Source organism: Pseudomonas sp. GW821-FHT02H06 (assembly GCF_059421525.1).
The window spans coordinates 389,511-407,870 of the sequence record NZ_JBWKVD010000002.1; the positions used below are offsets into that span (position 1 = coordinate 389,511).

At 65.1% G+C, this 18,360-nt stretch carries 5 protein-coding genes; 3 read left to right on the forward strand and 2 right to left on the reverse strand.

What is annotated here, in order from left to right:
- Positions 1-96 precede the first annotated feature (96 nt).
- The gene (locus AC07VF_RS04970; protein ID WP_495009769.1) at positions 97-13,506 is read right to left on the reverse strand and encodes a BapA/Bap/LapF family large adhesin; all 13,410 of its coding nucleotides are present in this window, start codon (positions 13,504-13,506) and stop codon (positions 97-99) included.
- A gap of 775 nt (positions 13,507-14,281) precedes the next feature.
- Here AC07VF_RS04970 and AC07VF_RS04975 point away from each other — a divergent pair.
- Entirely contained in the window at positions 14,282-14,773 is a 492-nt protein-coding gene (locus AC07VF_RS04975; protein WP_495009770.1) for a helix-turn-helix domain-containing protein, read from the forward strand.
- Positions 14,774-14,838: 65 nt separating this feature from the next.
- On the opposite strand, the gene AC07VF_RS04980 is transcribed toward AC07VF_RS04975, so the two are convergent.
- Positions 14,839-16,794: a putative bifunctional diguanylate cyclase/phosphodiesterase gene (locus tag AC07VF_RS04980; protein ID WP_192172232.1), complete on the reverse strand. Its 1,956-nt coding sequence runs from the start codon at positions 16,792-16,794 to the stop codon at positions 14,839-14,841.
- A 287-nt stretch (positions 16,795-17,081) separates the two neighbouring features.
- On the opposite strand from AC07VF_RS04980, the gene AC07VF_RS04985 reads away from it, so the two are divergent.
- Together AC07VF_RS04985 and AC07VF_RS04990 are read left to right on the forward strand one after the other, a co-directional pair.
- Positions 17,082-17,609, forward strand: a complete 528-nt coding sequence (locus AC07VF_RS04985; RefSeq protein WP_495009771.1) for a hypothetical protein — start codon at positions 17,082-17,084, stop codon at positions 17,607-17,609.
- Positions 17,610-17,858: 249 nt separating this feature from the next.
- Positions 17,859-18,170 carry a hypothetical protein gene (locus AC07VF_RS04990; RefSeq protein WP_282373073.1) on the forward strand — a complete coding sequence of 104 codons (312 nt, stop codon included), beginning with the start codon at positions 17,859-17,861 and terminating at the stop codon, positions 18,168-18,170.
- Positions 18,171-18,360 lie beyond the last annotated feature (190 nt).

An 18,360-nucleotide genomic window follows, 5' to 3' on the forward strand; every position in this document is an offset into this window, starting at 1 on the left:
TACGAATACAGAGCTTCCCTTTTAGTGAATCAACCGGCCGACCCAATCAATCGGCCGGTTGAACCCCGCCGCTGGCAGCGCCAGACGGCGGGCTGATCAAACGACGTGAATACCGTTCTGCACCCACAGATGATGGGTTGGATCTTCCTGCGGCGTGTACTGGGTGTAATCGACGCCATCGGCCTGTTGCGCACCGCCGGCGACCCAGGTGTTGGTCATGTGTACGGTGTCCTCGCTGCCCCCCTTGATGATCAACGTGTTGTTGTCGGCCGAAGTAATGGAGACCAGGTCCGCCAGGCTGATGGTCAGCGCGACGGCACTGGTGTGGTTCAGGTCCAGCACCTCGATGTTGTGGATCCGGGTCTGCAGATCACCCAGATTGATGGTCGCATCGCCCCCGGCCCAGAGCAGGGTGTCGGTGCCCGTACCGCCATCGACCGAGGCGAAATGCTGGTCGGCGATGATCAGCGTGTCGTTGCCGGCGCCGCCTTGCAGGGTGACCGCGCCGCCATGGGACCCGTCCAGCGTGTCGTTGCCCGCCGTGCCTTGAATCAGCTCGGCACCGGTGGTGGCCACGGCCGTAGCGCTGTGATCATCGACGTTCGCCACGGTAGACAGCGCGGCGAACGAGGTAGTGACGGCGGCACCGGCCTGTTCCAGATCAATGGTCAGCGTCGCCGTGTCGGTGGTGCCGTTGGGGTGCTTGAGCTGGTAAGTGAACACGTCCTCATGGCCGATGACCGCATCGGTCTGCCCCGGCGTCAGCGTGTAGGTGTAGCGCCCGTCGGCCTGCACCAGCAACGAGCCGTAGGTGCCGACAATCGTGGTGCCGTTGTAGCCCGGCGTCACGTAATTGCCGGCCGCCAGCACATTGAGCACGGTGTACGCCGAGCCCAGCACATCAGCGCCGCCGCCGGCGGTGTCGGTGAGCAGATTGCCCGCCACCGGCGTGTAGCTGCTGACCACGAACTGATTGGTGTAGGTGGCGTCGTTGATCAGGCTGGCGTTGACGGTGGTCAGCACACCGATGCCGCCGGAGCTGATTTTCACCTGATAGCTGCCGGCCGTCTGGTCGTCGAAGCGGATGCCGTAGCTGTTGCCGCCCAGGCTCGCCAGGGCACCGCCGCCGTAGCTCTTGACCAGTACATATTGGCCGGTCGCAGTGTTGAGCTTGTACAGGCCGACGGTCAGCGAACCCAGCAGGCTGGCCACGTTGCTCGAGCTGACCACTACCGTCAGATCGCTGATGGTGCCGGCCGCCACACTGGTGTTCCACGACCCGTTGCCACCGCCGAGCACTGGTACGCTGAAGCTGCCCAGCGTCGAGTTGGTGATGACCTCCTTGTTGACCAGGGTGATGTCGCTGACCGCGATGTCGTTGGTGGCGTCGACCAGGAACGCCGGGCTGGCCAGGCTGCTGTCGCTCCACACCTCGGTGGCCTGCGGGCTGTCGATGCGCACGTACAGATTGGCCGTGTCGCTGAGGCCGTTCGGGTGCACCAACTGATAACTGAAGACATCCACTTTGCCGACGCTGGTGACCGCGCCGTTCGGCGTGTAGCTGTAGTTGCCGCTGGCGTCGATGGTCAGCGTGCCGTACAGGCCTTGCACCGTGGTGCCCGCGCTGGCCGTGACGTAGCTGCCGTTTTTCAGCACCTGCAGCACCGCGCCGTTGTCCGGGCCGGTCACGTCCGCCTGGCCGTCAACGCCCGGGTTAGTGATGACGTTGCCGGTCACGGCGGCACCGGCCACCCCGTTGAACTGGGTCAGGCTGGTCACGTCCAGCTGCAGCTGGGTGGTGACGTTGGTCACCACGCCGATGCCGGTGCTCGACACGACCAGCCGGTAATCGCCACCCAGCAAATCACCGATGTTCACCCGCACGCCCTGGCCGGTCAGGGCCACGAGGTCGATCAGACCGCCGTTGCCGTTGACGTCCAGCGTGACCCAATTGCCGCTGGCGTTCTTCACTTGCAGCGTGTAGACCACGCCGTCGAGCAAGGACACCGCACTGCCGGTGGTCAGCGTCAGGGTCGGATCAAGGCTGGTACCGCTGTTGACCGTGAACACAAACGCCTTGGAGAAGCCGGCCAGCAGCGTGGTGAAGGAGTCTGCGAAGTTCTGCGTGGTCTTCACCGGTACCAGCGTGACCGACGCCGTGGCGAGGTTGTCACTGGCGATGACCGGGGTGTTGACGTCGATGTCCGGCGCGGTGACGTTGGCCACCACCGAGAGGTTGCCCTTGATGTCGGTGAGGCTGACCAGCAGGGTTTCCCCATTGATCTGCGCAGGGGCGAGGGTGACGCTGAACAGCCCCGTGGCCCCGACGGTGCCCGTCCCGAGCACCGCGCCGCCGGTGGATTTGATCTGCACCGTCGAACCGACTTCCCCGGTGCCGCTGACCGTCAGGCCATCGACACTGACCAGCAGCGCACCCGGTGCCGCAGGCGGCGTCAGGTCAGGTGCGATAGCGCTGGCGGCCACCGACACATTCCCGGCGGCATCCGCCTGAGTGATGCTCAGCACCTGGTTATCGATCTGCGCGGCATTCAGTGCCACCGTGAAGCTGCCGTTGGCGGCCACTGTTGTGGTGCCGAGCACAGCCCCCAGCGCATTGCGCACGGTCACCGTCGAACCGGCGACACCGGTCCCGGTCACCACGGAACCGCTGGCATTCACGGTCACCGCTGTAGGTGCGCCCGGCGCCGTGATGTCCGGTGCCAGAAGGCTGCCGGCAGCCGACACGTTGCCGGCGACGTCGACCTGACGCACCGTCAGCGCCTGGCCGTCCAGTTGCGCAGCATTCAGGGTGACATTGAACGTCCCGCCAACGCCCACGGTGGTGGTTCCCAGCAGCGCACCGCCAGCATTGAACACGTTGACCGTCGCCCCGACTTCACCGCTGCCGGTGAGGGTCAGGCCGTTGCCGGCCAACAACAAAGCGGACGGTGCATTCGGCGCCTGAAGGTCGAGGGCATTAACCGTCGTGACGACCGAGACGTTACTCGCCGCGTCCACTTGCTGGACGCTCAGCACCTGACCATTCAATTGCGCGCTGGAGAGCGAGACGACGAACCCGCCCGCCGCATTGACCACTGCCGTGCCGAGCACGATGTTGGCTGCGTTGGTCACGCGCACGGTCGCGCCGGCTTCGCCGTTGCCGCTGACCTGCAGGCCCGCGACGTTCAGCGCGACGTTGGTCAGGGCGGCGGGCGGTGTGGTGTCGACGGCAGTCACATTGGCGAGCGCCGAGATGTTGCCTGCGACGTCACGCTGACTCACCGTCAGCACTTGGCCATTGAGTTGCGCCGCCGACAGGTTGGCGTTGAACGTGCCGTCCAGGGCGACGGTTGCCGTCCCGAGTACGACGCCGAGGCTGCTGCGCACGGTCACTGTCGCGCCGGCTTCGCCAATCCCGCTCAGCACGGTGCCGGCGCCATTGAGAACCAGCGACACCGGTGCGTTGGGCGCGGTGATGTCGGGCGCAGTGACCGGCAGGACGGCCGACGGCAAGCCCGCGGTGTCGGTCTGATAGGCGTTGAGGATCTGACCGTTGGCTTGCGCCGGGCTCAACAGGACGCCAAACGTGCCGCCGGCATTGACCAGCGCAGTGCCCAGGGTGACGCCGTCGGAAGTGGTGATGGTCACCGTCGCCCCGGCTTCGCCACGACCGGTCACCAAGGTGCCGGTTGCATTGACTGCAAGGTCGGCGAGCGCCGCCGGCGGCGTGGAGTCGGCCGCCAGCACTGCAGCCGGAAAGGAGGCGCCGCCCGCCCCGGTGCTGGCCGTCACGCCCAGGCTTTCGCCGTTGGTTTGCGCGGTATTGAGTGTGACGCTGAAGGTGCCGCTCGCATTGGTAGCCGCCGTCCCGAGCACAACGCCCGTTGCGCTGTACACCGTGATGGTGGTGCCCGTTGCGGCGCTGCCTGTGACCGTCAGGCCGTCGGCGCTGACCAGCAGATTGGTTGGCGCATTCGGTGGAGGGGTCACGGGGACGGTAAGGCCGAGGGTCCCGGAGGCATTGCCGCTGGCGTCCGCCTGACCGACCGTGAGGACGTCGTTGGCAGTGATGCCGGCAGGCAGGCCCACCACAAACGTGCCATTGGCAGCCACCTGTCCGATGCCGAGCGTGATACCCAGGGAGTCTTTGACGGTCACTGTCGCGCCCGCTTCACCGCGACCCGCCAACAGCAGATAATCGGCACTGATCGTCAGGTTGCTGACAGGATCAGGTGCCTGAGTGTCCGGCACGGTGTAAACCAGCGGCGCGGAAGCGTTGTTGGCCGCGTCCGTTGCCGTAATGGAGATGACTTGACCGTTGGTTTGCGCAGGATTCAGCCCGACCTCGTAACGTCCACCGGCGTCGGTCTGCGTGGTGCCCAGCAACGTGCCGTCGGCGGACCGCACGGTCACCGTGCTGTTGGCTTCGGCGGTCCCTTGCAGGATCGTGCCGTTGCCGGTGAGCGAGGTGAACACCGGCACTGCGGGTGGCGTGATGTCCGGTGCGATGACAGGAACCGGCGCCGAATCGTTCAGCGCTGCGTCGACTTGCACCACCGACAACGACTGACCGTTGAGCTGCGCAGTCGACAGCGAAACGCTGAACGTGCCGTCCGCGCGCACGATGGCCGTGCCCAGCGCAGGCGTGCCCGCGCTTGCGCCGGTCAGCGAAACGCTCACCGAAGCACCGGGTTCGCCGCGTCCGCTCAGCGTCAGCCCGTCCTGGCTGACCGAAAGGTTGGTCACCGCAGCCGGATCGGTCACGTCGGCAACCTGGTAGACCACGGTGCCGGAGACGTTGGTCGCCGCGTCGGTCTGGGTCAGGTTGAGCTTCTCGCCGTTCAGTTGGGCAGGACTCAGCGCGACGCTGAATGTCCCGTCGGCCAGCACCGTGGCGCTGCCGAGGCTGGCGCCGGTCGCGCTGGTCACTTTGACCGTCGCGCCCGCTTCACCGGTGCCGGTCAGCGTCAGGCCGTTGGCACTCAGCGCGGTCACCACCGGCAGCGCCGGGGGCGTGGTGTCCGGTGCCGTTACCGGGGCGCCGGCGGACGGATTGCCCGCGGCATCACGTTGCACCACCGACAGCAGCTCGCCATTGATTTGCGGTACCGACAGCGACACCGCGAAATTGCCGTCCACGCCGACCACGCCTGTGCCGACAATGTTGCCGGCGGCATCGGTGATCAACAGGCTGGCGCCTGCTTCACCGCGACCGCTGACCACCACGCCCGTGTTATCGATTTGCACGTTGGTGACCGCTGCGGGCGGTGTCAGGTCAGGTGAGGCGACGGAGCCGGCTGCCGAGGCATTGGTGGCCGCGTCGGTGAGCACGACGAATACGGGCTGACCGTCGTTCTGAGGCTGGTTCAAGGTGATCAGGAATTTGCCATCGACACCCACGGCGCCGGTGCCCACTTGCGTGCCATCGGCCAGGGTAATGCGCACCACCGCGCCCGCTTCGCCGCTGCCGCTGAGCACACTGCCGGAGGCATTGAACTGCAGGTTGGTGGCGACCGCCGGGGGGGTCAAATCCGGCGCGATCACCGTCGCGGGCACGCTGACGTTGCCGGGCGGATCGGCCTGCTGAACGCTCAGTACCTGGTTGTTGATCTGCGGGGTGGAGAGGGTGACGCTGAACGTGCCATCGGTCAGCACCAGCGTTGAGCCGAGCAGGGTGCCGCTGGCATCACGGACGGTAACAGTGGCGCCGGCTTCACCGGTACCGGTAATCACCGCGCCGGCTGCGTTGATGCGCACGTTGTCGAGCTGTTCGGGCGGCGTGAAGTCCGGCGTGGTCAGGCTGGCCTGGGGCGACACGTTGCCGGCGGCATCCCGTTGCACCAGCGTCAGCACTTCGGCATTGGACAGCGCCGGGACCAACACCAGGGTAAACGCCCCGGTGCTGCCCACTGTTGCCGTGCCCAGCAGGGCACCGAGGTTGTTGGTCACCCTGACAATCGCCCCGGCTTCACCGCGGCCGGTCAGCGTCGCGCCATCGCTGGAAATGTTCAGCTGGGTCAGGGCGAGCGGCGCCGTGGTGTCGACCGAGGTCAGGTCGGCGGGCAGGGACGTATTCCCGGCCGCATCGGTCAGGGTGACCGCCAGCAGTTCGCCGTTGGCTTGCGGGGTGGTCAGGGTGAGCTGGAAGGTGCCGTCGATGAGCACGCTGCCGGAACCGATCAGGGCGCCGCTGGCGTTGAACACATTGACCGTGGCACCCGGTTCACCGGTGCCCGACAGCACCGCGCCGTCTGGCGTCATCGCCAGGGCGAGCGGCGCATTCGGGGCAATCAGGTCTCGGGCGGTCAGCGCGATGCTGGCTGATTCATTACCGGCGACGTCGGTCTGGCTGACGCTCAGGGATTGACCGGCAATCTGCGGCGCGTTCAGCGTCAGCGAGAAGTTGCCGTCGACGCCCACTTGCCCGGTGCCGAGGATGACCCCGCCAGCGCCCAGCACCGTCACCGTTGCGCCCACTTCGCCGTGGCCGGTCAGGGTGACGCCGTTGGTATTGAGCACCAGATCGGTGAGCTGCCCGGGCGCGGTGACGTCCGCCGCCAGGTAACCGGTGGACAGCGAATTGATGCCGTCGCTGGACGTGGCGATGGCCGAGAGCGACTCACCGTTGAGTTGCGCGGCATTGAGCTGCGCACTGAACGTGCCGTCGCCACTGACCAGCGCCGTGCCCAGCAGCACACCAGAGGCGGTACGGATGCTGACCGTGCTGCCAGCGTTGGCGGTGCCGCTCAGGGTCAGGCCGTCGGCGCTGAGGGCCAGGTTGAGGGGCGCAGGCTCCGCCAGATTGCCGGGAGCAACCACCGTGCTGGCATCGGACGGATTGCCGGCGGCGTCGGTCTGGATCACGGTCAGGGTAGAGCCAGCGGTCGCCGCCGGGTTCAGCCCGACGGTAAAGCTGCCATTGGCCGCCACAGTCGCGGTGCCCAGCGCGTTGCCATTGGCATCGCGCACGACCACCGTTGCCCTGGCCTCGCCGGTCCCGCCCAGGGTCAGGCCATCGGCGCTGACGGCCAGGTTGCTGGCAGCCGAGGGCGCGGTGGTGTCGGCGGCTTGATAAGCCGCGGGCACCGAGACATTACCCGCCGCGTCGGTGGAGGTGACGCTCAGGTTTTGGCCGTTGAGTTGCGGGCTGGACAGAGTGACCTGGAACACGCCGTTGGCCCCGGCGACGCCTGAACCCAGCACGTTGCCGGACGCATCGCGGACAATGACGGTGCTGCCGGCTTCGGCGTTCCCCGCCAGTTGCACGCCGCTGCCGCTGAGCAGCAGGGCGGTCGGGCTGTCCGGCGCAGTGAGGTCCTCGGACGTCACATTGACCGCCGTCGACACGTTGCCGGGCGGGTCTTCCTGGGTGACGGTCAAGACTTCGGCGTTGATCTGCGCGGTGCTCAGCGTGACGCTGAACGCGCCATTGGCGGCCACCAGCGCCGTGCCCAGAAGGGCACCCCCGGACGTGCGCACCGATACCGTTGCGCCAGGTTCGCCACGGCCAATCACCGTCAGGCCGTCGGCGTTCACCGACACCTGGGTGAGGGCGGCAGGCGGAGTGATGTCCGGCGCCGTCAGGTTCGCCGACGGCGAGACGTTGCCGCTCGGGTCGGTCTGGCTGATGTCCAGAGCCTGGCCGTTGTTCGGCGCAGGCGCGAGGGTCACGGTGAAGGTGCCGTCATTTGCCACCAGCGCGGTGCCCAGCAGCGTGCCGCTGGCGTCGAGGACTTTCACCGTTGCACCGGCCTCGCCGGTCCCGGTAAGCGTGCTGCCGTTGGCGCTGATCAACAGGTTCTGTGGCAGGGCCGGCGGTGTGGTGTCCACCGTCGTCAGGGCTGTGCCGGCCGAGACGTTGCCCGCCGCGTCGGTCAGGGTGACGGTCAGCGCCGCGCCAGTGGTGACGGCGTTTGGCAGGGTGACCTGGAACTGACCACTCTGATTGACCAGCCCCGTGGCGAGGATGTTGCCCGCGGCGTCGCGGATCGTCACCGTCGCCCCAGCCTCGCCGAGGCCATTGACCACGGTGCCGACGTTGTTGATGGTCAGACCCGTGGCGGCGTCGGGCGCCGTCAGGTCCGGCGCGATGATGCTGCCGGCCTGGGAAACGTTGCCCGCCTGATCGACCTGGGTCGCCGTCAGGGGTTGCGAATCCAGCTGGGACGGGGTCAGCGCGATGGTGAAGACGCCGTTGCTCGCGACGATCCCGGAACCCAGCACCGTGCCGCCACTGTTTGTAATGGTCACCGTCGCACCGGCTTCACCGCGCCCGGTGACAGAGCTGCCATCGGCGTTGATGGTCAGCCCGGCCGGGGCTTCGGGCGCCGTCAGGTCGTTGGCGACAATCAGTGCGGTGACCGAGGTGTGCCCTGCGTCATCGGTGGCGACAACGTGCAAGGTCTGCGCATTCAGTTGAGCGAAACGCATCAGGATGCTGAAGCGGCCGAGGCTGTTGACCCTGCCGCTGCCCAGGCTGACGCCGTTGCTGTCGAGGATGTTGACCGTGCTTCCCGCAGTGGCGGCGCCGGTGAGAATGAAACCGTCGCTGCTGACGGCCAGGTCGCTGGGAGTCGCCAGCTGCGTGCCGTCCGGCCCTGGGAGGGTAACCGGGTTGGACGCGTTGCCGCTGGCGTCGGTGCTGATGACGTCGACGTTGGTGTTGATGGCGGCAGGCGGATTGAGGCCGATGACGAATGCGCCATCCTGGCCGACGGTGCCGGTACCGAGCAGCACATTGCCCGGCCCGCGAACGGTAACGGTGGTGCCGGGCTCGCCGATGCCGGAGACGCTCGCGCCGTCCGGGCTGATCGCCAGGTTGGTCACGTCGACCGGCCGGGTGGTGTCGGGGGCGAGCACTGGGGTCGCCAGGGCGTCGTTGGTGCCATCGGTGGCGACCACTTGCACCGTCTCGCCGTTTCTCAGGACGGACTGAAGGGTATACGTGAACGTGCCGTCAGGCCCGGCGGTGGCATTGCCGATCAGAATGCCGTTGGCATCGAGGATTTTCACCGAACCGCCGGGCACGGTGGTGCCGGTCAGCACGCCATTGCCGTCGAGCGTGAGGTCGATGACCGCAGGAGGTGCCGTGATGTCGGGCGCCGTGACAGACGCGGGGGGCGAGGGCAGGGTGCTGGCGTCGGTCTGGGTCACGCTCAGCACCTGTCCGTCCAGCTGCGCCGGACTCAGGGTCACCGCAAAGCTGCCGTTGGTGGCGACGGTGGCGGAGCCCAGCAGGGTCCCGCTGGCATCGCGCACTTGAACGGTATCGCCGGCAACGCCCGTCCCGGACACGGTCAGGCCGTCATTGCTGATGGTGATGCCGGTCGGCGCGTCGGGCGCGGTGGTGTCAGGTGCGGTCAAAGACGCCGCGGGAGAGATGTTCCCCGCCGCGTCGGTCTGTTTGACCAACAGCACCTGGCCGTCGTCCTGGGCCGAATTGAGCGTGACGTCAAAGCGACCGGTCACGGCATTGGCCGTCGCGGTGCCCAGCAGCGTGCCGTTGGCATCCCGCACGTTGACCGTCGCGCCGGGTTCGCCCTGGCCGCTCAGCGTCAGGCCGTTGGCGCTCAGGGTGAGGCCGGTCGGGGCGTCGGGCGCCTGGATGTCCGCTGCCTGCAGTTGCACCGTCGGAGACGCCAGGGCCGAGCCATCCACTTGCGAGACGTTGAGTGCCTGGCCGTTGATCTGCGCGCTGGACAGGGTGACTTCAAAGCGTCCGTCACTGCCCACCACGGCACTGCCGAGGGTCGCGCCGAGGGCGTCCTTGACGGTGACAGTGGCGCCGATCTGGCCGTTACCGGTGACGATCAACCCGTTGGCCGACAGATCGAGGTTGGTCACCGGTGCCGGTGCGCTAAGGTCCGGCGCAGTGACCGGGACCGGCAGCGACTGGTTGCCCGCGCTGTCGGCCTGGGTGACTTGCAACAGCTGGCCGTCGGTTTGCGCCGCTGTCAGGGTCAGGGTAAAGCGGCCATCGGCGCCGGCCTGGCCGGTGCCGATGATGTTCCCGCCCGCATCACGCACCGTCACGGTTGCACCGGCTTCACCGGTGCCGGTGAGAATCAGCCCGGCGCCGTCGAGGGCAACGCCGGTCAGCGCGGCGGGCGCCTGGGTGTCGGGCGTGACAAAGGTCACGGGCAAGGCCGGGTTGCCACTGCTGTCGCTGGCGCCAATCAGCAGGGTCTGGCCGTTGTTCTGCGGGCTGTTCAAGATCACGCTGAACTGGCCGTTCGCAGACGCAACGGCGGTGCCGAGCACGTTGCCGTTGACGTCGGTGACGGTGATCGTCGACCCGGCCTCGCCGGTGCCCGTCAGCGTGGTGCCGCTGGCATCGATGCTGATGGCCGACGGTTGCAGCGGGCCATCCAGATCCGGCGCGGTGACCGGCGTCGCCAGGGACGGGTTCCCGGCGGCGTCGCTCAGGACCACCTGTAGCGCCTGACCATTGGTTTGAGCGGAAGCAAGGGTGACGCTGAAGTTGCCGGTCGCCGACGTTACGCCGGTGCCGATGACATTGCCCTGGGCGTCGCGCACTGAAACGGTCGACCCCGGTTCGCCGCGGCCGGTCAGGGTCAGTCCGTTGTTGGCCACCGCGAGATCAGTGGCGGCGGAAGGACCGGTGATGTCGGGCGCGGTGACGGGAACGGTGACCGAGCTTTCGCCCTGACCGTCCACCGCGACCACGTCGAGCACTTCGCCGTTGGCCTGGGCCGGATTGAGCACGACGGTGAAGCTGCCGTTGCTGCCAACCGTTGCACTGCCGAGCAGCACGCCGTTGGCATCGCGCACCTGGACCAGCGATCCGGCACTTGCGGTGCCGGCCAGCTGGGTGCCGTCGGCGTTGATGACCAGACCAGAAGGGGTTGCCGGCCCACTGCCGTCAGGCGCCGTGACCACCAGCACGGGGGACGGCAGGCCTGCGGCGTCGGTCTGGGTGACCTGCACCTGATCACCGGGGTTGACCGGCGGTGTCAGGGTTGTAGAGAAGGTGCCGTTGGCGCCGACCACCACAGTGCCGATTGCGGCGCCGGTGGCGTCGAGGAGGGTGACCGTCGCGCCGGCTTCGCCTTTGCCTGAGACCTGGGTGCCGTCGGCGCTGATCACCACATCGGTGACCTGGGCGGGTGGCGTTGTGTCGGCCGCGGTCAGCTCGGCCGAGGCAGAGTTGCCGGCCGCATCCGTGGCACTGACGTTGAGTTTTTCGCCGTTGGTCTGCGCGGTGTCCAGGGTCACGCTGAAGGTGCCGTCAAGGCCGGCGCGAGTGGCGCCGATGACCGCACCCGACGCATTGCGCACAAGGACGCGAGAGCCGGCTTCGGCACGACCGGTGAGGATCAGGCCGTCAGCCGACAGGACGAAATCCGAGGGTGCCGCTGGCGGCGTGGTGTCCGGTGCTTGCAGTGGCACGTTAGGCGAGGTATTGCCGGCGGCGTCGGTGAGGGTGACCTGCAGCGACTGACCGGCAGTTTGCGGCGCGTTCAGGGTGATATTGAACAGCCCGTCGGTGCCCACAACGGCCGTCCCGAGGACGTTGCCGTTGGCATCGATGACGCTCGCGGTGCTGCCGGCTTCGCCATGGCCGCTGACGATCGCGCCGTTGCCACTGATGGCAATGCCGGTAGGTGCATCGGGCGGCGTGACATCCCCGCCGGGCGGAGTGACGTCGATGTCCGGCGCCTGGGCCTGAGCAGGCTGGGAGACATTGCCCGCGGCATCGATCGCATTGACGGTCAGCGACTGACCGTCGGTTTGAGGCGGATTGAGGCCTAGGCTGAACGTGCCGTCTGCGCCGACCGTGCCGCTGCCCAGCAGGGTGCCATCGGCGGCGCGCACCTGAATGGTCGCGCCCGCTTCGCCGGAGCCGTTGATGCGCGTGCCGTCCGCGCTGACCACGAGATTACCCGGGGCGTTGGGCGCGGTGGTGTCGACCGGTGGAACGTCGATGTCCGGTGCGGTCGCTTGAGACGGCGCCGAGACGTTACCGGCGGCGTCGGTTGCCGTCACGGTCAACGCCTGACCGTCGGTTTGCGCCGGACTGAGTGTGAGGCTGAAGGTGCCGTCTGCCGCTACAACGCCGCTGCCCAGCAGGGTGCCGTCGGCGGTACGCACCTGAACGGTCGCGCCCGCTTCGCCGGAGCCGTTGATGCGCGTGCCGTCTGCGCTGACCACGAGATTGCCCGGGGCATTGGGCGCGGTGGTGTCGACCGGTGGAACGTCGATGTCCGGTGCGGTCGCTTGAGCCGGCGCCGAGACGTTACCGGCGGCGTCGGTCGCCGCCACGGTCAGCGACTGGCCGTCGGTTTGCGCCGGGCTCAGGGTGAGGCTGAAGGTGCCATCAGCTGCGACGACGCCGCTGCCCAGCAGGGTGCCGTCGGCGGCACGCACCTGAACGGTCGCGCCCGCTTCGCCGGAACCGGTCAGCCGGGTGCCGTTGGCACTGACGGCGAGGTTGGCCGGCGCATCGGGCGGCGTGGTGTCGCCTGGCGGAGTGACATCGATGTCCGGTGCCAGCGCTTGAGCCGGCGCGGAGATATTGCCGGCGGCGTCGGTGGCTGTCACGGTCAGCGACTGGCCGTCGGTTTGCGCCGGGCTCAGGGTGAGGCTGAAGGTGCCGTCAGATGCGACGATGCCGCTGCCCAGCAGGGTGCCGTTGGCGGCGCGAACCTGAATGGTCGCACCCGCTTCGCCGGTGCCGGTCAGCACGCTGCCGGTGGGGTTGACCGCCAGATTGGCCGGAGCGCCGGGAGCCGTGGTATCTGGCCCAGGCTGATCACCGCCGGTGTCGGGCGTTGGCGCCTGGGTGGTCGGTGAAACGTTGCCTGCGGGGTCGGTGGCGCTGACCGCCAGAGGCTGGCCGCTGGTTTGCGGCGGGTTCAGGGTCACACTGAACGTCCCGTCCGGCGCCACGACACCGCTGCCGAGCAGGGCACCCGTGTTGTTGCGCACCTGAATGGTCGCGCCGGCTTCACTGGTGCCGGTCAGCAGGGTGCCGTCTGCACTGACGAGCAAGTTGCCCGGCGCCAGGGGCGCGGAGGTGTCAGCGGGAGCACCACCGCCGCCACCCCCACCACCGCCGCCGCCAACGCCGGCGGCGGCCGCACCGCCGGCGCCCAACAGGCCGAGCCCGGCAATCGCAAACGTCGGGGTCGAACCGCTCACTACGCCGGCGTCGGCGATGAGCTGGTCGAGGGAATCGACTTCGTCGAATGTGAAACCGTTGAAGGACTGGGTGTCGTACTGCGCCTGCCAAAGCGTGCCGTCTTCGCCCTGGAACACCATGTCGCTGTTGGGACCGTCAGGCGCGGTGTTGAAAAAGTTGGCGACTTTGATGTGTTCGCCATTTTTCAAGTTCACCACAAGGTCTTGCCCGTTACGGGAGACCGAAGCAACTTGACTGGGTGGGACGGGCATTTGAACAACGGACGGTGAGTTGAGTGAAAGATCTCCCCAGGTGTTGGCAGTGAGTTCAGACGTTGCTTTGTTGGCTACAACAATATTATCCATGTGACAGTCCCTTTCTTCGCTTTTAGCACTACAACAACGCGGTTAATGGCGTGTCATACCAGCCGCCCGATTCATAGAGCCAGGCGCAACTTCTTTTCTTGTTTGGGTGAAAGCCGTTTTGCACAAATTTAGAGTGGATCCATCCGATTTCAATAGGAAATTGTTTGACGATCATCTTAGGATTACAAAAATATGGCCGCAAGCTGCTGTTTTAAAAGATCTATTTTGGTAAGTCGGACAGCGCTACCGATCGTCGGCCGGTTTCGGGAAATGTTCTCAATTGGAGGTAAATGCTGGAGGCAGTAGCCTGTCGTTGACCTTGCCTAAAACATGTTTAAATCCAAGACCCCATTCTTAAACAGTGCGCGAAGGCAGGTTTACCTCGTTTGAATGTTTATCGTATTCAAACGAATTAGTTATCTTTGGCGCACCTGCGCTAATGCACCCACATCGCGTGGGTCGCCAATTAACCCGTCGTCCGGTGCCATTTAAACCCTCTCAAGCGTTAAATGCGGCTGTTGGCGGGATAAACATCTACCCCATCTGCAACGTCCCCAGCGCTATTCATATGGACATAATCAAACTGGCTAAGTACCTCTTTGGCTCGTTGTAAAGGCTGTAAAACTGAAATACTTGTTCGCGAATGTTGCAAACACTGTAAAGTGGTGGGTCCCCACCGTACGAGGCTATTTCGCTAACCCAGGAAGCTCGCACTCCAGCCCCCCATTGCACCCACCGCTCCATCGTGTGGCGTGAATTCAGCAGGAGTTTGCTCATGGAAAAGCTTGGAACGCGTTTGAGAAAAGAACGCAAACGGCTTGGTCTGACGCAAATTGCGTTCGCCAGAATTGGCGGCGTCGAACCTAACGCCCAGGGTCACTACGAAAGTGGCCATCGATCACCCAAGGCCGATTATCTTCAGCGCGTCTGTGACGCTGGCGTTGACATGCATTACCTGTTTTCCGGCAACGCCCTGGCGGGCACTGCGGACAGACAGGGTGCGGACGAGCAGCCGTCTGCGGGCAGGGCGCTCCCCGGCAATCACCGAGAAGTAACAATTTCAAATCGCAATGCGGTCGGTATTCTGGGCACGCTTCACCAGACCCTCAACGACACGACGCAGGTCATCGCCGACGTTGCCATCTGTTTCAGCACGCGCCACCAGGACGCCCGCGAAGAGCAGTTCGCCGCCCAGGTCCGCGATTTTCAGGAAGACTCGCGACGCTTCATTGGCCTGGCCATGATGAAAGTCCAGCACAGCGTCTGATCGGCAACGTTCGTTGCCATCCTCTCAGCGGCGATAAGCGCCGCTGTTCTCTCCCCGGAACACCTTCACAGAACGACCGCCGCCGCAGGCGCGCTCGACGTTGAGCCGATCCACTCCAGGGTCTGCTCAAGGGGCATCGGCCGTGAGAACAGGTAGCCCTGCACCAGCGTGCAGCCCAGGGTCCGCAATGCCTCCAGCTCCGCGTCGGTTTCAACACCCTCACTGACGCACTGCAATTCCATGTCTTGGCTCAGGGCCAGCAGCGATTTAACGATCTTGAAACTCGCGGCGTTCTGGTGAATGTCGGTGATGAACGAGCGGTCGATCTTCAGCTTGGTCAGCGGCAGGGCGTGAAGCTGGCTGAGGCTTGAATATCCGGTGCCGAAGTCGTCCAGGGAAATGCCGCAGCCCAGCTCACGGAACGCGTTGATCGCCCTTTGCGCCTGAACGAGGTCTTTGATGACCGCGGTCTCGGTGATTTCCAGGTCCAGCCGCGAGGCGTCGAAACCGCTCTGACGGATCACCTCAATCAACTGTTCAACTGCCTCCATCGACGAGCAATCGTGGGCCGACAGGTTGAAGGCGAGCCTGACATCGTCCGGCCACAACTGCGCCGCTTGCAGGGCTTTTTCAAGCAGCGGTGGCGTCAGGCGGTGGATCAGTCCAATCCGCTCGGCCACACCGATGAAGTGGCCCGGCGCGACGTTGCCCAGCTTCGGGCTCATCCACCGGGCCAGCGCTTCGAACGCCACCGTGCGCGAGGTTCGGATGTCAACGATCGGCTGGAACACCAGGGTGAATTCTTCAGCGACATTGGCCTGGCGCAGTCCCTGCTCGGTAAGCATGTCGCGCTTGAGGCGTTGATGCTGGCCGGGCGAGAACATGCACAGCTCGCCGGGTGTTTCGCGCTTGCTGGTATAGAGCGCGTAGTCGGCGAACTCATAGGCCTCGGTCGAGGTGCTCGCCAGGTCCGGAAACACCACGAGGCCCATGGAGGCGCTGATGCTGACCTGAATGTCACCGATCACGAACGGCTGGCGCATGGTGCGACACAGCGACTGGCCTTGTTTGATCAGGTCGCTTTCATCACCGGCCCGGACGATGATCAGCCCGAACTCATCGCCGCCCAGGCGGGCCACATGCAGCTGCTCACTGGCAAACGCCCGCAGCCGCTGGCCGACCTGGCGCAACAGCTTGTCGCCCACGCCGTGGCCATAGGAGTCGTTGATCGGCTTGAAACCGTCCAGGTCGATCATCCCCACCGCCAGTCGCGTGTCCTCGTGCCGGGCGTGGTTCAGTTCACGGTCGAGCAGGTTGAAGAACCTTCGCCTGTTGGGCAGGCCGGTGAGGCTGTCTTCGTTGGCCAGCCGTTCATTGTCATCACTGAGCTTTTCCGTGCGTATCTGCATGTTCACCAGCCGGGTGAACTCGCCGTAGTGGTTCTGCAGCACCACGATCATCGCCAGCGAGACGAGAAAGACATTGGCCGCCATCGCGGTGTACGTGGCATTGCCGGCGCTGGCGAAAAACGCCACGAAGGCGATGTTGACCACCGCCGTTGTCATCATCGCTGCAGAAGGCAGGTGCATCAGACAGAAGATGCAGACGATCACCGTGATCGCCATGTAGAAGGCCACGTGGGACTTGGTGTACGTATCGCCGTAGGGAAACAGCAGCAGCGCCCAGATCGTGAAGCCGAACGCAATGACCACCGTCACCTGGTTGGTGCGGGTCAGTTTCTTGAAGATCTGCTCGGTGGTCAGGGTCTGACTGCGGCTCTGCCACCAGAGGACCGCGCGTACGGTGCCTACCAGGGTCAGCAACAGCGGGATGTAGACGGTCAGCCACAGCGGAGCGATGCCGTAATGGGTGGCCGCGAGGGCGAGGGTGTTGATCAGCAGGATGACGTACATCATGGGCAACTGTCTGGACAGCGCAATGTATTGCGCTTCCATCAGTCGCGTGTTGTCTCGCTGGACGCAGATCAGCGTTTTCAGTCGATCAAAAGACGGGAATTTCATGACTAGGAACCCAACGCGCGCAAAAGAAAAAAACGGTGAACCCCACAACTTGCAGCGCTGCAGAACGTTATGACTGTTAGAGGATATCGGCGGCAGGGTAGGTTTCTATAGCGACTGCAGCGCTTGAGACGCCGAGCGCTCTGGCTCGCTGGCGTTGTGCAAAAAAATGACTTTTTTCAGCGTTGCCGTGCCCAACGGAAGATGCGCAACACACGGGCGCGTGGCGAAGCTGAAAGAACACCCGCCGTCGAGAAACTTCATGTACACCCTGGAAGGATGCAAAAGCGATGGTAATAGCCTGTTTGGGTTGGGGCTCATTGATATGGAAGCCGGACGCACTGCCGCTCGCCAGTGAGTGGTTTATGGACGGGCCGGCGTTACCGGTCGAATTTTCTCGGATAGGTGATGGCGGGGAGCTGGCCACGGCCATCTGCCTGAACGCGCCGCCATGCCGGGTGCTCTGGTCCGTTCTGGCGACCGATTCATTGGAGCAGGCGTGCAGTGCGCTGCGTGAACGTGAGCAGATCCCTGAAGAGCGTGAGGACGGCATCGGCGTGTATCGGGTGGAAGCGTCTTCAACCGGGCCGCTGGCGCAGTGGGCCAGCGAGCGCCAGATCGATGCGCTGATCTGGACAGCGCTGCCGCCGCGCTTTCGTAGCGAGGGGCGCCTGCCAACGAGCGAGGACGCCCTGGCGTACCTGCGAAGCCTGACCGGCGAGAAGCTCGAACATGCCCGGGATTACATTCGCCAGGTACCGGCCCAGATCGACACCCCTTATCGTCGTGACATCCAGAAGCAGTTGGGCTGGAAGTGACAGGCAGGCCCATGCCATGCCGGTGCATACCCTGCAACGGTTGTAAGGACCAGCCTGTTTGGGTGGTTGCTACTGGACGCTCGCTATCAGATGAATGTTCAAGCGTACTGGCCCCCGTGAAACACGGTGAACTAACGAAGCGAGCGATGAACCCATCCCGTTGTTTTCGCGGGTCACCCGCGTCAATCGGGGGGCGTTTTGCCAGTGCAACTAGCGACGGCTATTTATCAATCCAATCAGGAGTTTTTAATGTTCAATCGTGGTGATGTCTATCAGGGCTGGGTGCAACTAACACTCACCGACGAGTCCTACAGCGAGGCGGCGGAAAATGGTTGTCAGCTGGAAGTTCGCGCCCGGGCCAATGGCGACTTCGTCGAAGTATTGGTCTGTGTTTACGCAGCGGACGGGGAAAGGGTGGTGGAGCATCTGTTCAGGCTGCCGGCGTCGGAATCGACCGTCGAGCAAGGGCTTGAGCGGGGACGTGATCAGGCCGAGCGCATTGCCGTTGGAGAGCCTGTGGACTGGGCGGGCACTGAAGCGGTGAGGCGGGCGAGCGACTGACGTGCTCATGATCGCTGGCGAAGTTGCCCGGGTTTTTCGTTGACGGCAGTCATGATGGCTCCCCGATATCAACTAGCGGGTTGTGTCGACTGTCACTGACGGACAACTAATCCAGTGAGCCGCGCTGTTCGATGGTTAAGAGGCTTTGATAAGTGTCGGGTAAGCGGTGCGAGCTGTTTGTTGACCTGAA

Excerpts from the sequence above, each read along its gene's own strand:
- AC07VF_RS04975 (WP_495009770.1), top strand. The coding sequence starts at position 14,282 with ATGGAAAAGCTTGGAACGCGTTTGAGAAAAGAACGCAAACGGCTTGGT.
- AC07VF_RS04985 (WP_495009771.1), top strand. The coding sequence starts at position 17,082 with ATGGTAATAGCCTGTTTGGGTTGGGGCTCATTGATATGGAAGCCGGAC.
- AC07VF_RS04970 (WP_495009769.1), bottom strand. The coding sequence starts at position 13,506 with ATGGATAATATTGTTGTAGCCAACAAAGCAACGTCTGAACTCACTGCC.
- AC07VF_RS04980 (WP_192172232.1), bottom strand. The coding sequence starts at position 16,794 with ATGAAATTCCCGTCTTTTGATCGACTGAAAACGCTGATCTGCGTCCAG.
- AC07VF_RS04990 (WP_282373073.1), top strand. The coding sequence starts at position 17,859 with ATGTTCAATCGTGGTGATGTCTATCAGGGCTGGGTGCAACTAACACTC.